This window comes from Rhodococcus sp. C3V, from assembly GCF_029269915.1.
Taxonomy (GTDB): Bacteria; Actinomycetota; Actinomycetes; order Mycobacteriales; family Mycobacteriaceae; genus Rhodococcus_F; species Rhodococcus_F qingshengii.
Window position 1 is genome coordinate 611,174 of record NZ_JARJBE010000001.1, and the last position, 14,765, is coordinate 625,938.

14 protein-coding genes are annotated in these 14,765 nt (G+C 60.7%); 9 read left to right on the forward strand and 5 right to left on the reverse strand.

Annotated elements, in window-relative coordinates; translation table 11 throughout:
* Window positions 1–39 precede the first annotated feature (39 nt).
* The 7 genes from P3G66_RS03100 (at window position 40) to P3G66_RS03130 (ending at window position 7,535) form a co-directional block, all read left to right on the forward strand.
* A complete protein-coding gene (locus P3G66_RS03100; RefSeq protein ID WP_276116157.1) occupies window positions 40–1,284 on the forward strand; it encodes an aldolase/citrate lyase family protein in 1,245 nt (414 codons plus the stop codon).
* Window positions 1,285–1,287: 3 nt separating this feature from the next.
* The gene (alc, locus tag P3G66_RS03105; RefSeq protein ID WP_064443813.1) at window positions 1,288–2,274 is read left to right on the forward strand and encodes an allantoicase; all 987 of its coding nucleotides are present in this window, start codon (window positions 1,288–1,290) and stop codon (window positions 2,272–2,274) included.
* Between the two features lie 16 nt (window positions 2,275–2,290).
* Complete coding sequence (gene puuE / locus P3G66_RS03110) at window positions 2,291–3,220, forward strand: allantoinase PuuE (protein WP_116057940.1); 930 nt, start codon at window positions 2,291–2,293, stop codon at window positions 3,218–3,220.
* Between the two features lie 169 nt (window positions 3,221–3,389).
* Window positions 3,390–4,301, forward strand: coding sequence for an SDR family NAD(P)-dependent oxidoreductase (locus P3G66_RS03115; RefSeq protein ID WP_276116159.1), 912 nt, complete (start codon window positions 3,390–3,392; stop codon window positions 4,299–4,301).
* Window position 4,302: 1 nt separating this feature from the next.
* On the forward strand, window positions 4,303–5,223 hold the full coding sequence (locus P3G66_RS03120) for a ferritin-like domain-containing protein (protein ID WP_276116160.1): 921 nt from the start codon (window positions 4,303–4,305) through the stop codon (window positions 5,221–5,223).
* On the forward strand, window positions 5,220–6,707 hold the full coding sequence (locus tag P3G66_RS03125; protein WP_276116161.1) for an NAD(P)/FAD-dependent oxidoreductase: 1,488 nt from the start codon (window positions 5,220–5,222) through the stop codon (window positions 6,705–6,707). Before P3G66_RS03120 ends, P3G66_RS03125 begins: the two co-directional genes overlap by 4 nt.
* Before the next feature lie 75 nt (window positions 6,708–6,782).
* Window positions 6,783–7,535 carry a MerR family transcriptional regulator gene (locus P3G66_RS03130; RefSeq protein ID WP_030535276.1) on the forward strand — a complete coding sequence of 251 codons (753 nt, stop codon included), beginning with the start codon at window positions 6,783–6,785 and terminating at the stop codon, window positions 7,533–7,535.
* 43 nt (window positions 7,536–7,578) lie between these two features.
* Here P3G66_RS03130 and P3G66_RS03135 read toward each other — a convergent pair whose 3' ends face one another.
* Complete coding sequence (locus P3G66_RS03135; RefSeq protein ID WP_276116271.1) at window positions 7,579–8,334, reverse strand: class I SAM-dependent methyltransferase; 756 nt, start codon at window positions 8,332–8,334, stop codon at window positions 7,579–7,581.
* Window positions 8,335–8,416: 82 nt separating this feature from the next.
* Window positions 8,417–9,664: an MlaD family protein gene (locus P3G66_RS03140; RefSeq protein WP_041816170.1), complete on the reverse strand. Its 1,248-nt coding sequence runs from the start codon at window positions 9,662–9,664 to the stop codon at window positions 8,417–8,419.
* A 341-nt stretch (window positions 9,665–10,005) separates the two neighbouring features.
* Here P3G66_RS03140 and P3G66_RS03145 point away from each other — a divergent pair, with 341 nt between their 5' ends.
* Both P3G66_RS03145 and P3G66_RS03150 read left to right on the forward strand, forming a co-directional pair.
* Window positions 10,006–10,317 (forward strand): metalloregulator ArsR/SmtB family transcription factor, encoded by a 312-nt coding sequence (locus P3G66_RS03145; protein ID WP_007733929.1) that lies wholly within the window; start codon window positions 10,006–10,008, stop codon window positions 10,315–10,317.
* A gap of 98 nt (window positions 10,318–10,415) precedes the next feature.
* Window positions 10,416–11,591, forward strand: coding sequence for an MFS transporter (locus P3G66_RS03150; protein ID WP_003939751.1), 1,176 nt, complete (start codon window positions 10,416–10,418; stop codon window positions 11,589–11,591).
* Here P3G66_RS03150 and P3G66_RS03155 read toward each other — a convergent pair.
* The 3 genes from P3G66_RS03155 to P3G66_RS03165 form a co-directional block, all read right to left on the reverse strand.
* The gene (locus tag P3G66_RS03155) at window positions 11,558–12,286 is read right to left on the reverse strand and encodes an aspartate/glutamate racemase family protein (protein ID WP_003940161.1); all 729 of its coding nucleotides are present in this window, start codon (window positions 12,284–12,286) and stop codon (window positions 11,558–11,560) included. The two genes, P3G66_RS03150 and P3G66_RS03155, sit on opposite strands and share 34 nt — an antisense overlap.
* 5 nt (window positions 12,287–12,291) lie before the next feature.
* Window positions 12,292–13,866, reverse strand: a complete 1,575-nt coding sequence (locus P3G66_RS03160) for an NCS1 family nucleobase:cation symporter-1 (RefSeq protein ID WP_276116162.1) — start codon at window positions 13,864–13,866, stop codon at window positions 12,292–12,294.
* Between the two features lie 108 nt (window positions 13,867–13,974).
* On the reverse strand, window positions 13,975–14,700 hold the full coding sequence (locus P3G66_RS03165; RefSeq protein WP_003940512.1) for a GntR family transcriptional regulator: 726 nt from the start codon (window positions 14,698–14,700) through the stop codon (window positions 13,975–13,977).
* Between the last annotated feature and the right edge of the window lie 65 nt (window positions 14,701–14,765).

Here is a 14,765-nt window from a genome sequence, read left to right on the forward strand (position 1 = left end):
GAACCTGCGGGCTCGCGGACGTTCTGAGAAGATCGTCCGATGACAGAATCCCGACTCTCCGCCGCCGTCCACGATCGTCTGGACGGACTTCTGGATCCGGTGGACGAGCGGCTCGCGGTGCAGTACCCGGGAAACCGTGACGAGATCCAACCCGTGCACACGATTTACGTCAGTGCCGCGGATGCAACCGTCGACACGCCTCGACTCTGGGGTGAGCAGGCGATCGCGCTTCTCGATTCCCATGCTCATGTGTTCGCCGATCTCGACACGGAGAATGCGCTCGCTGATGTGCGAGTTCAACTCGGCCGCAAGCCGGTCCAAGACTTTCGGATCGATTTCGAGGACGGGTACGGACGCCGCAGCGACGAAGAAGAAGACGCTGCAGCGACGTCGGCCGGACAGACGCTTGCCGCGCTCAGCGCTGATCCTGCCGGGCCGAACTGGAGTGGCATCAGGTTCAAGGGGTTGCCGGCCGGTGAGCGTCGGCGCTCGATCAGGACGCTGGAGCTTGTGCTCGACGCGGCCGGCGGAGTGCCGGACGGATTTGTCTTCACTGTTCCCAAACTGCGCGCGGTGGAGCAGGTCACGGCGACGGTGTTGCTCTGCGAAGAGCTGGAGAAGGCGCACGGACTCGAGCTCGGTTCGCTTCGGTTCGAGTTGCAGATCGAGAGCCCGCAGGCGGTCATCGCGGCCGACGGAACGGTGGCAGTTGCTCAGGCCATCCATCGCGGTGCCGGTCGTCTGACCGGTTTGCATTACGGCACTTACGATTACAGTGCAGCTTGCGGAATTGCATCGCGTCATCAGTCGCTCGAACATCCGGTGGCAGACCACGCAAAGGCTGTCATGTTGGCTGCTGCCGCGCAGACCGGCGTCTGGGTGTGCGACGGGTCGACTCAGGTCGCGCCCGTCGGGAGCGCCACGGCGATCCGCGACGCGATCACTCGGCACCATCGCCTCGTCACGCGGTCCCTGGAACGCGGTTACTACCAGGGGTGGGACATGCACCCCGGGCATCTGGTCACCCGCTGGCTCGCCACGTTCGGCTTCTATCGCAACGCGCTCGGCGCCGCTGCCCCGCGCATCCAGTCGTACTTGGGGCGCCAAGGTGGCGACGTGATGGACGAACCTGCAACCGCCCAGGCGCTCGCAGCGGTGGTACTGCGCGGGCTCGACGCGGGGGCTTATCCGGAATCCGAAGTTCTCCGGCTCGCCCCGAGCGCCGACACCAACGCACTCCGTCACCTCGTAGGACGCACCACACCGATCACAGGAGAACACTGACCGATGAGCACCACCGAATTCACCTTGCTGCCCGATCTGGCACTGCGCACCCTCGGCGGAGCCGTCATCTGGGCGAACGACGAGGCGTTTGCCGAGCGTGAGGCCCTGATCCGCCCAGGCAAGGCCGGGTACCAGCCGGCGACGTTCGGTCACAAGGGGCAGGTGTACGACGGTTGGGAGACGCGTCGCCGCCGGGTGGCAGGCCATGACGAGGCGATCGTCCGACTCGGTGTTCCCGGAGTGGTGCGAGGCGTCGTGGTCGACACCGCGTGGTTCAAGGGCAATTACCCGCCCGAGATCTCGGTGGAAGCAATCTCGGTCGACGGGTATCCGGATCCCGCCGACCTGGCCGGATCCGGCGAGTGGACAACCATCGTCGAGCGCTCGACCGTGCGCGGTGACTCGGAGAATCCGTTCTCGGTGGCGTCGGAGCAGCGGTGGACGCACGTCAAGCTGACCATTTACCCGGACGGCGGCGTGGCAAGATTCCGTGTTCACGGCGAAGCGCGGCCGGACCCGCGTTTCCTCGATGCCGGGCCGTTGGACCTCGCAGCACTCGAAAACGGTGGCCGCGTGACCGATTGCTCCAACATGTTCTACAGCTCACCGCAGAACATCCTGTTTCCCGGACGCGCTGCTTCGATGGGTGACGGGTGGGAGACCGCCAGGCGCCGCGACAACGGAAACGACTGGGTGCAAGTACAACTCGCAGGTGAAGGCGTGCTGAGTTTCGTCGAGATCGACACCTCGTACTTCCTCGGAAACAGTCCAGGTGAGGGTGCTCTGACCGGGCGGACGTCGGAGGGGGAGTGGATCGAACTGTTGCCGCGCACGACGCTGCGTCCGGATACGCGCCATCGCTTTCCGATCGATTCCGAAGTCCAGGTCACCGATGTTCGTCTGGACATCTTCCCGGACGGTGGCCTGGCGCGGCTGAGAGTCTTCGGCGTACTCACCGACGCTGCTCGCGCTGTGATCTCCGGGCGCTGACGGTAAAGTTGTTGGCATGAACGACTATCCGCGCGACGACTATCCCCGGGACATGGTGGGGTACGGCCCTCATCCGCCGCATCCGCACTGGCCCGGCGACGCGCGGATAGCGGTTCAGTTCGTGCTCAACTACGAAGAGGGAGCCGAGAACAACGTCCTGGACGGGGACGCGGCTTCGGAAACATTTCTGTCGGAAATGACTCCGGCAGAGGCATTTCCGAATCGACACATGAGCATGGAATCGCTGTACGAGTACGGCTCACGGGCCGGGTTGTGGCGTGTACTGCGAACCTTCGAGCGGCGAAACCTGCCTCTCACGGTCTTTGCGGTGGCGCGGGCGATGCAGCGGAACCCCGAAGCAGTCAGTGCTTTTCAGGAGTTGGGCCACGAGATCGCGTGCCACGGATTACGTTGGAAGTCTTACCAATCCGTGGACATCGAGCGCGAACGCGCAGACATGGCCGAGGCAGTGCAGATTCTGCGAGATCTGACGGGTTCGGCGCCCCTCGGTTGGTACACCGGGCGCGATTCACCGAACACCCGCGAATTGGTGGTCGAGCACGGCGGCTTCGTCTACGACTCCGATTCATACGCCGACGATCTGCCGTACTGGGTCGACGTTCCGCGTGGCGCAGAATCGGTGAAGCACCTGGTCGTTCCGTACACCCTTGACACCAACGACATGCGTTTCGCCTCTCCCGCAGGATTTCCCAGCGGTGATCAGTTCTTTGCGCACCTACGCGATGCCTTCGACGTGCTGTATGCGGAGGGGACGGCCGGATCGCCCAAGATGCTCTCGATCGGGTTGCACTGCCGCATAGTCGGCCGCCCTGCCCGTGCGGCCGCTCTCGAGCGATTTCTGGACCACGTGCAGTCACACGAGAAGGTCTGGATCGCGCGGCGCATCGACATCGCCGAGCATTGGAAGACCGCGCACCCCGTTTAGGTCACGGTCGGTCGACAAAAGACTTCATTCGAGCAGTCCGGGTACTGGTTCGACTGCCGCGTATTCCGCCATCGAATTCTAGGCCATTGACAACTGGCACGGTTGTGGATGACTCTTTGGAGATGGAGAAACACACAGCAGTCGAAGCGTCTTCAAGGTGAGCCGACTGGTGCCGACCAAGAAACCGACCAAGAACCGCGGATCGAAGTCGTCCCACAATGCCCGCGCAGTGGTGACCGGCGCCGGCAGCGGAATCGGCCGTGCCTTTTCGTTGGAGTTGGCGCGCAGAGGTGGTGAGGTGATCTGCGCGGATATCTCGCTGGAACGGGCCAAGGAAACAGTGGCACTCATCGATGAGATCGGTGGTACCGCGCACGCCGTCAAATGCGATGTGTCAATTCGTGAGCAGGTTCAGGACCTGGCGTTGTTCGCGGAACTCGAACTTGCGGGTCCGCTTTCGTTGGTGATCAACAATGCCGGGGTGGGTATCGGTGGAAAACCGGTGGGCCAGATCGGTTTCGACGATTGGGAGTGGGCACTCGGGATCAATCTGTGGGGTGTCGTGCACGGCTGTGAGATATTCGCTCCACAACTGCGTGCGAGCGGCGCCGGGGGATTCATCAACGTGGCCTCGGCTGCTGGGTTTGCGGCTGCGCCGCTGATGGCGCCCTACAACGTCGGTAAAGCCGCCGTGATGTCGCTCTCGGAGACCTTGTCCGCTGAACTTGCCGGTACGGGAGTGCGGGTGACGGTGCTGTGTCCGACCTTCGTCAAGACAAATGTTGCTCTCGACGGCCGAATCACCGCGGAAGCAACACAATTGGCGCAAGCGTTGATGCGGCGAACCGGCTTTTCGCCGGAGCGCATCGCCGTCACCACTCTCGACGCCTACGACAAGGGTCGACTCTACGTGGTGCCGCAGTTCGATGCGAAGGTGATCTGGCGACTCAAACGGTATCTACCCGTTGCATACACCTGGGGCTGTGGAGTTCTCAATCGCTTTGCACCGAAACAGAAGTCGGGATCATCTGGAAGTTCGGCGGCGCCGGAGACGAACTCGCCGAGCACGAAAGGAGCGTGACATGTCCTTCGATTTCGACGGCATGCTGCACAAGATCAAGGACCGCCAATGGGCTCTGGTGGACATCGACTGGGATGCTCCGGGCGCCGAGACGATCAGTCCAGAGCTTCATGCGAAGCTGAAACCATTCATGTCGGACCTGATGTGGATCGAGAACGTCGGTGCCCGTGGCTTCGCTGCGATGGCTCTCAAGGCGCCGACTGAAACTCTCCGAGACATCTATCGGCATTTCCACGCCGAGGAACAGAAGCACGCCAACGCCGAACTCGCGCTGATGCGTCGTTGGGGAATGCTGGACGGCGACGAGATGCCCGAGCCCAACATCAACGTCAAGCTCGTCATCGACTGGCTGGACAAGCATTCCGACGGTTTGTCGCTCTCGATTCTCGGGACCGTCATACCGATGCTCGAGGTGGCGCTCGACGGAGCCCTGGTCAAGTTCATCATGGACGAGATCGAGGATCCGGTCTGTCAGGCTGTGTTCAAGAAGATCAATGCAGACGAGTCCAGGCATCTGGCGGTCGATTTTGCGGTAATCGAGATGCTCGGGCACTCGACGACGCGCAAGCTAGTTGTCGAAACCGTCGGCGCCTGGATGAATCCGGCGTTGATCATCGGGACACTTCGCTACATCCCGCTGCTGAACAAGATGCGCGACAACATCGTCGACATGGGAGTGAACGAGGAACGGCTCTACACCGCGATGAAGCGATTCAGGAACGTAGGCGAAAGGAGTCCGGCCGCGCTCCGGGTCCCGATGTATCGGGTGGTGAAGTGGCACGGCAACATGGTCATCAATCGCAAGCATCCCTACCATCTGCTTGCCGATCGGATGGTCAAGGTCACTGGCCGACTTTCCGGCAGCAGGCTCAATTCCGAGCCGACCTGGGCCAAAGAACTTACGTACGAGCCACTCGCATGAGTACTGCGGAGCCACTGTCAGTGGCGATCATCGGTGGAGGTTTCGCAGGAATCGGAGCGGCGATTCGGTTGAAGCAGAACGGTATCGAGGACTTCGTCATTCTCGAACGCGGCACGGAGGTCGGCGGGACGTGGCGCGACAACACGTATCCGGGAGCTGCGTGCGACATTCCGTCCCGTCTGTACTCGTACAGTTTCGCCCCGAACCCGGACTGGTCGCACACCTACTCGGCCAGCGCGGAGATCCTCGGCTACATCCGAACGATGGTGAAAGAGTTCGGCCTCGAGCCGAAGATTCGGTTTCGGTGCAACGTCACGGGCGTCGAGTGGGACGAGCAGACAGGTGTCTGGGCGATCGCGCTCGAGGGCCGTGAAGCGGTCATTGCCCGGACCGTCGTCATGGCGTCCGGTCCGCTGGCGAACGTCAGCTTTCCTGCTGTTCCGGGTTTGGAGAGCTACGAAGGACACAAGATTCACAGTGCTCGCTGGGACCATGACTACGACTTCACCGACAAGCGGGTCGCAGTGATCGGAACCGGGGCCAGTGGCGTCCAGATCGTCCCTGAACTCGTGAAAACTGCACGATCAGTGAAGGTTTTCCAACGAACACCGGGATGGGCATTGCCGCGAGCAAACCTACGCACCCGATCTCGCACGAAGGATCTGTACCGTCGTCATCCGGTCGTCCAGAGGCTGGCGCGTCGGGCTTGGTACTGGGGACACGAATCGGTAGCTCTCGGGGTGGTGTGGGAATCCCCGTTGACGAGGGTGGTGGAAACAGTCGGGCGTCTTCATCTGCGCATGCAGGTGAAGGACCCGTGGTTGCGGCGACAACTCACTCCCGACTTTCGCGCAGGGTGCAAGCGGTTGCTGATGACCAGCGAGTATTACCCGGCTCTCCAGCAAGACAATTGCACACTCGTGACCTGGCCGATCGCGAGATTGGCGCCACATGGCATTCGCACGGTCGAAGGGATCGAGCATCAATTCGACTGCATCGTCTTCGCCACCGGCTTCGACGTTTGCAAGACCGGAACACCGGTCCCGATCATCGGCCGGGACGGACGTGTGCTCGCCCAGGAGTGGAAATCCGGGGCGCGTGCGTACAAGAGCATTGCGGTATCCGGTTATCCCAACCTGTATTTCACCTTCGGACCCAACTCGGGTCCGGGGCACAGTTCCGCCCTTGTGTACATGGAAGCGCAACTCGACTATCTCGCCCAAGCGATCAAGATCGTTCTCGAGCGCGACCTCAAGGCACTCGATGTTCGTCAAGATGTCGAAGATGCGTACAACGTCGAGTTGCAGCGTCGGCTGTCGAAGACCACGTGGAACTCGGGATGTTCGAGTTGGTATCTCACCGACGAAGGATTCAATGCCACTATGTTTCCCGGTTTCGCGACCCAGTACGTGAACCAATTGAAATCGGTGGATCTTCGGGACTACACGAGCACGGTGCGCGAGAAAGACACCGCGCAGACCTGATCCCGGGTTCTGATCGGCCTGGTGTTGCCACTAAGTTGGAATCGTGACGACCGACGCGGCAGAGGAGACGAGGCGGTGACCGAGTACCGCATCGACGATCTAGCGCGCGCTGCGGGCACCACCTCGCGGAATGTACGGGCATATCAGGAACGTGGATTGCTTCCTCCGCCGGAGAAGCGTGGGCGGGTAGGCATCTACGGCGACGCGCACCTCGAACGCCTCAAGCTGATCGACACGCTTCTTCAACGAGGTTTCACCACTGCGCATATCGACGACTTCATCACCGGGTGGGAAAGCGGGAAAGACCTGACAGAGGTGCTGGGTCTGCAGCACGCGGTCACCGAACCATGGTCCCGCAGCGACACCGTGAGTATCGAGATGGCCGTCGTACGCGAGTTTCTCGGGGGAGATGCAGATGGTCAACTGGATCGTCTCGTAGATCTCGGACTGGTACAGATCGAAGGAGAGAACTGCGTTTTCACCGATCCTGCTTTGCTCAGCGGATTTTCGAGTCTCCTCGACTACGGTTTCACTCTCGATCAACTGGTCGATGTGCACGAAAAGCTTCACAACGCTGTGGACGGGATCGCCAAAGACCTGATTCAGGCGGCGAAGGATCGCATCGTCGATCAGCACGGGGTCGGTTGGCTCCCGGAGGGCGACGAGGTTGCCGGAACAGCCGAGATGCTCCAGACGATGCGTGAACTCGGTGTGGCGTCGGTACATTCGGCACTGGCCCGGGCACTCGACGCGAACCTTCAGCGTGAACTCGGCGACTACCTTGCCGCTGCGATCGGCTCGCGGAGCGACGCCGACGAGTCCGACTAGCAGCATCGATCACGTTCGGGATGTGCGGCCCGTCGCGGTGCGCTCAGCTCTTGCGTGCCTCGATCAGGAATCGACTCGAGTGGGCGACAAAAGATCCGTCGCGACGGATCTGCTGATCGAGTTCGCGGAGCCGGTCCCGATACTGCGCGACGGTGAATCCCGGAACCATCCAGATCACCTTGCGTAAGAAGTAGACAACGGCGCCGATGTCGAAGAATTTCATGCGCAGACGCTCGAAACGAAGGTCGACGACGGTGAGCCCGGCCGCAATCGCGTCGGCAGTTTCGTCCTCGTGGTGCCGTCCGCGACGAGCCTGCGGCTGAGGACCGAGAAAGTACTCGACCAGTTCGAACACGCTGGCGTGACCCACATGTTGAGCGAAGTACGTTCCTCCCGGTTCGAGTACCCGCGCGATTTCGGTCCACCACACCGTCGCTGGGTGTCGGCTGGTCACCAGGTCGAAAGCCGAATCGGCGAACGGTAGCGGCGGCTCGTCCGGATCCGCGACCACCACCACACCTCGGGGACGCAGAAGGGCGGTGGCCTTGGCGATGTTCGGTGGCCAGGATTCGGTTGCTGCCATCACCGGCGGGAGTGACGGTGCAGCGGCGAGGACTTCGCCGCCGCCGGTCTGGATGTCCAATGCGGCGCCGGCGCGGCCGAGACGTTCACCCATCAGCCTCTGGTACCCCCACGACGGACGCTGCTCCGTGGCGCGTCCGTCGAGCCACGAGAAATCCCACCCGTCGACGGAGGCGGATTCCGCTTCGGCGACAAGTTCGTCGAAACCTCGTGACATGCTCTGTGACTCGCCTTCAGGCGTTCCTTCCGACATCACATCATCATCGTCGCGGAGGGTCGATGGTGCCAGTTGTTTACGGCTACTTCGGGGTGGCGCCGAGCATCGGTGCGAGTTGAGTGGCAATCGGGTTCAGGTTGAGCTTGTCCGGGTCCACCTTGGGCTTGCTGTCCCACGGTTGCGAGGTGTTCGGGTCGGCGAACGCGATGCGGTTGGCGCTACGAACTCCCGTTTCGCTGCCCTGAGGTGCCTGGCAGTTGGCGGCAGTGTTCAACGGGAAGTTCTGCGTCGTGTCGTCGAAGTTCGGGTCCTTGCGCTTCATCTCGTCGAGGATCGCCATGGTCCCTTCGTAACCGACGGTGCACGAGAGCGGGTTGTTGGTCTCGAGTACCAAGCCCAGATGTACTGTGCCGTCTCCCGGTGCAACGGTGGGCGCCGCCCCGGCGAGCGCAGGCAGGAAGAGCAGGAAGGGCTGCAGCGAGGGCAGTGTCGGTGCGGCTGCCGCTGCAACGGCGGAGAGGTTGGAGAGGTTGGTCGTGAGCGCGGGGCCGGCTTCGGTGACGAGAGAGCCGACTTGTTCGCTGGCCGGTATGCCGTTGTCGATCACGCGTCGGATGTCGGGGTCGCTGGTGCGCAATTGCGCCGTCAGTGCGTCGAGGTCGGTGCTGAACTGCTTGATCGCCGACGATTGATCGGACTGGGTCGTGAGCACCGTCTGGCTGTCGCGGATCAGTCCGAGGGTCTGGGGAAGGGTGTCGAGGCCCGACTGGGAGATCCCCGACAGCGAGTCGGCAAGTACCTGCAGATCTTCGCCCTTGCCGTTGAATGCCGCGCCGAGTTCTTTCGCGACGGTGTGGAGTGCGTCGACCGGAACGGAGTGCACCAGACCGTTGGCGCTGGTCAAGACATTCTCGATCGGGATCGGCGTGGTGGTGTCGCCCACGGCGATCACCGAGCCGTCTTCGAGGAACGGGCCCTGGTCGGTATCGGGCTGTAGGTCGACGTACTGCTCGCCGATGGCTGAGCGATTGGCCACCACGGCCCGCGCGGATGCGGGAATCTGCGGAGCACTGCTGTCGATCAACAGGTCGACTTCGATTCCGTCGGACGTGAGCGACATGTCACCGACGCGTCCGACGGGTACACCGCGATAGGTCACTTCGGCGTTGGTGAAGATGCCACCGGACGTCGCCAGTTCGGTTTTGACCGTGTATTGGCCGAATCCCAGAAGGTTGTCCAGCCGTACGTATTTCGCTCCGACATAGATCAAACCCAGGAGTGCAACCACGACGAGGGCGACCAGCTGCCATTTGGCGAGCTTCGACATCACCATGAGGTGACGACCCTGAACTGATGCGGTGTGTTCATGGTTCGACTCCCGAATGACAAGCCGGGTACGGCTGGTGTTGAGCGAATTGTGTTCACCCACGGACGTTCTGAGGTGAACCGGAAACTTCCGGCAATTCGTTGTTGGCGATAACTATAAACAAGTCGTCACAGATAGAAAGTCGGCGCTGAGATTTCCGCAGGTCGTCGAAACGTAAGTGTCACAGCTCACTTCGAATGCGTCGATGTGACGCAGACGGCTTTCGGTCTGGATCGGACTTGACTTCGCCAAACATATCCACAAAAGTAGATGCGTTCCGGTTGTCGTGCAGAGGGGTGTGGTCCATGGATGCTTTGGCGATCTTCAAGGCGCTGTCCAACCCGACTCGCCTGCAGATCATGGAGTGGCTCGCGCACCCGGCGAAGTATTTCGACGAGGACTCGTATACGCAGCAGGATCTCGGGTTTCACATCGGAGTCTGTGTCGGTGACATCCAGGGGCGATCGGGACTTGCCCAGTCGGTGATCTCGGGGTACCTGCAGGGCATGAAAGATGTGGGTCTGCTCGAGTCCGAGCGCATCGGGAAGTGGACGTATTACCGACGAAACGAATCCGTGATCGGCGAGTTCAGGGAATTCGTTCGCGAAAAGCTGTAGCGGCCGAATTGCCCTCGTCGGCCGGTTTGTTCAACCAAATATATCTACATATCTAGATATGTAACTGTCTTGTGTGACGTAGTAGTGAGGAGTGTGTCGTGAAGTCGAAATTGTTGATACCGGTTCTGGCGTTGGGTGTATTCGGAATCATCACTACGGAGATGGGCATTATCGGGGTTCTGCCTCAGATCAGCGAAAAGTTCGGTATCACCGCGTCGACTGCCGGATGGTTGGTCGGTGTGTTTGCACTCGTCGTGGCGGTGACCGGTCCGTTCACAACGCTGATCACCTCGGGAATCAACAGGAGAACCGTTCTGTTGGTAGCGATTGCAGTCTTTGCGGTCTCCAATGTGGTGTATGCGACCACATCGAGTTTCGAGGTGATGTTTGCATTTCGGATCATCCCCGCCGTGGTTCATCCGGTCTTCTTCGCTGTCGCGCTTGCAAGTGCGGTTCGTCTGGTATCGCCGGAACAGGCGACCGCCGCGGTGACCAAGGTATTTGCAGGCGTCACAGTCGGATTCGCGTTCGGCGTGCCCTTGACGTCCTATTTGGCCGAGAACTTTTCGGTGTCGACAGCATTCGTGTTCGGCGCCGTGGTCAACGTTCTCGCGTTTCTCGGGATTGTCGTACTTCTGCCCTCGGCTCCTGTGACACAACGCCTGTCGTACGGTGCACAGGTCGGGATACTTCGCCGGCCGCGCGTGTGGTTGACCATTCTTTCCGTCACCTTCGTCTTCGCAGCCATGTTCTCGGTGTACGGATACTTTGCCGAATATCTCGGCGAAGTGACCGGCATGAGCGGATCGTGGATCAGCGCGATGCTCTTGGCTTTCGGTGTCGTGATGATCTTCGGCAACTTCGTCTTCGGGGCTCTGCTCGCCAAGGGGGTGGTGCGCACGGTTGTGGCTTTTCCCTTGCTGTACATCGTCGTCTACGTGATGCTCTATCTGGCGGGCCCGTACTTCGGCGCGATGGTTGTAGCCGTGTTGGTTTGGGGTGTAGTGCATTCCGGTGGACTGGTGGTTTCGCAGAGCTGGATGGGGCGAGACGCAGTCGACGCGCCTGAATTCGGCAACAGCCTTTTCATCTCGTTCTCCAACCTGGGGATCACGCTCGGCACTGCGGTCGGTGGCCTGTTTCTCGCGCATTTCGAAACCCGCCAATTAGTCTGGGCTGGAGTATTGTTCGCGATCCTGGCGCTGCTGGTGACAGGTGTTCGACTCTCGCTCAGGCACGCTCACAGCGAGAACGGTGTCAGTGTACCGGTGTAGTTCTTGGGAAGTGGCCGTGCGAACTCGCCGCGCGAACTGGTCGACAGTCCGAGGGTGACCAACGACTGAACCATCGTGACCCCAGCGGCAACGCCGTCGACTACCGGGACACCCAGTTCGTCGGACAAGTCCTGGCACAGGTCCGCCATGCCGGCGCAACCCAGCACGAGGACGTCCGAGTCGTCTTGCTCCAATGCGTCGAAACAGGCTTCCAAGATCACCTTTCGCGCGTCGGGATCACGATCGAGTTCCAGAACCGGAATCTCGCAGGAGTGGATACCCCGGCACCGAGCCTGCATGCCGTACCGGTCCACCAGATCGGCTGCGCGGCCGCGGGTTCGACCGAGAGTGGTCACGATGCTGAATCCGCGACCCAGGAAACTTGCGTAGTTCATTGCCGCTTCGGCAACAGCTACGACGGGGCCCTTGGCCAACTCTCGGGCTGCATCAAGACCTGGGTCACCGAAGCAAGCGATGACGTAGCCGTCGACTTCGTTCTTTTCTCCGGCGGCGATCTCGGTCAGGATTCCGGGGACGCTGAGAACTTCGTCGTAGTGGCTTTCGATCGACGCGGGACCCATGGCAGGGCTGACGGCCTCGACGAATGTGCCCGAGCCTGCGACGGTCCGGGCACATTCCTCGATCTTGGCGGTCATCGCCCACGTGGTGTTGGGGTTGATCACCTTGATTCTCATGACGATCAGTCGACCGTCACAGTGTCGGGAGAGGAAACATTCCGGACAGCTGAGGAAGAGCGCGCGGCGAGTAGGTAATAGACGGTGAATCCGAGCCCACAACCGATGAACCAGCTGTACTGCGCTGCGGTGTACATCCCGGTGAGGTCCTTGCCCAGGACCGGGACCATCGCGACGACGGCTCCCACCACGGTGGCGATCACTGCAGCAGGGTTGTATCCCTTGCTGTACCAGTAGGTTCCGGTCGGCGACATGCTGAACAGTTCGTCGACGATCACCTTCTGCTTGCGCACGAGGTAGTAGTCGGCAATCAGAATTCCGAACAGCGGACCGATGAAGGCTCCGAGGGTTTCGAGTGTGTAGTGAATGACGTCCGGATTGTTGTACAAGTTCCACGGCGTGATGAGGATCGAGCCGATCGCTGCGATCATTCCGCCGGCGCGCCAGCTGATCTTCTGCGGACTCACGTTGGAGAAGTCGAAGGCCGGGGAAATGAAGTTGGCCACGATGTTGATGCCGATCGTGGCGATGGTGAAGGTGAGCGCGCCGAGAACGATGGCGAAGGTGCTGTCGATTCGTGCAACGGTCGCAACGGGATCGGTGATCAGTTCGCCGTACACCGGCAGCGTCAACGATGCAGTGACGACGACCAACACCGAGAATACGAGGAAGTTCAACGGCAAACCGAGGAAGTTGCCCTTCTTGACGGCAGCGAACGACTTTCCGTAGCGGGAGAAGTCGCCGAAGTTGAGCATCGGTCCGGAGAAGTACGAGACAACCAGAGCGATCGCACCGAGCATGACCGGCACGGCGTCGAAACCCGAGTACTTGACGTCGCCGAGCGTGAGATCGATGGCGCTCCAGCCTGCCTTGTAGATCAGGTAGCCGCACAGCATGAACATCACGACATACACAGCCGGCCCGCAGAAGTCGATGAAGCGGCGGATCGATTCCATGCCTCGCCAGAAGACACAGGCCTGAAGTACCCACAGGAGCATGAAACTTCCCCAGCCCAGTGCGGAGAGTCCGGCGAATCCGTAGTCTTCGACGACGGCATAGGGCGCGAGTGACGGAAAGAGTTTGATCAGTACGACATCGAGGGCTGCTGAAGCGAGGAAGGTTTGAATTCCATACCAAGCCACGGCAATCAGGCCACGAATGATTGCCGGGATGTTCGCGCCGAGGACGCCGAACACGCTGCGGCAGATCACCGGATACGGCACGCCGGTAACTTGGCTGGGCTTGGCGACGAGATTGCAGAAGAAGTAGACGACAGTGATACCGACCAGCAGGGCGACGAGTACTTGCCAGCTGGCCAATCCCAGTGCGAAAAGACTACCGGCAGTGACATATCCGCCGACGCTGTGTACGTCGGACATCCAGAAGGCGAAGATGTTGTACGACGACCAGGTCTGCTTGCGAAGCGGCGCCAAGTCCTCGTTGGTCAAACGAGGGTCGTAGCCCGGCTTGATAAGGCCGCTTCCGACAGGGTGACCCGCGGCTTCGACAAGGTCACCCGATCCGCTTTCCTTTGGGGGAGTGGGGGTAGTGGTCGTTCGGGACGGAAGAATGTCGGTCATGACAGCTCCTGTGCATCAGTGCAGGAAATCAGCGGACGGTGCCACGAGCTCTCAGCGTCAGTGATGAAAACTGTGTTGAGAGAAAGGTATCGATGCTGTGTTGCACGACTATTGCGCGATCGGTATATCTTTTTCGGCCAATAGACCGGTGTCTGTCGGTAGAGTCGCGATCACGGTATTGAGTCGGCGATGATGGATTTCGGAAGCGCTCAGAAGTGCGGATGCGTCCCGACGCAGGAATGCGTCCAGCATCGCGGTGTGATCCGAGTGCAGAACCCGGCGATCGACGCCGGCAACATGGACCATCGGCTGTACTGGTTCGGTGATGTTCCAGGCAGCTTCGAACATGTGCAGAAGTCGAAGCATCTGAGACGGTCGGGTCAGTGCGAGATGAAAGTTTCGGCTCTCGCAGTGATAGGACTGAGAGTCGTCGTAGCGCAATGCGATCTCCAAACGGGAGTTCACCTCGACGGCGTGTTCGTGATCCTCTTCGGTTGCCTGCTCGACGGCGACGGCCAATGCAGCTGATTCGAGAGTTTCGCGGACGATGTACATCTCTCGCAGTTCTGCCGGCGTCAGCTGAGCAACGGTGTAGCCGAATTGATGTCGATGGTCGACCAAGGACTCTCCGACCAGTGTTTTCAGTGATTCCCGCACAGGTATTCGACTGACACCGAACACATCAGCCACGTCGCCGAGAGGAATCGGGGTACCCGGAGGCGCCGAACCCGACAGAATCACTCGCCGCAGTTCGTCGAGGATCGTTTGTTGTGGACTTCCGGGAGCATCGATTACCAGTTGCGTCAGCAGTACCGATCTACGGCGCGGCGGCATGTCGCTCTCCCTTCGTCTGTCTGCCAGAGTAGGAATACGTTGTTTCGTCTGCGTGACACCGGTGT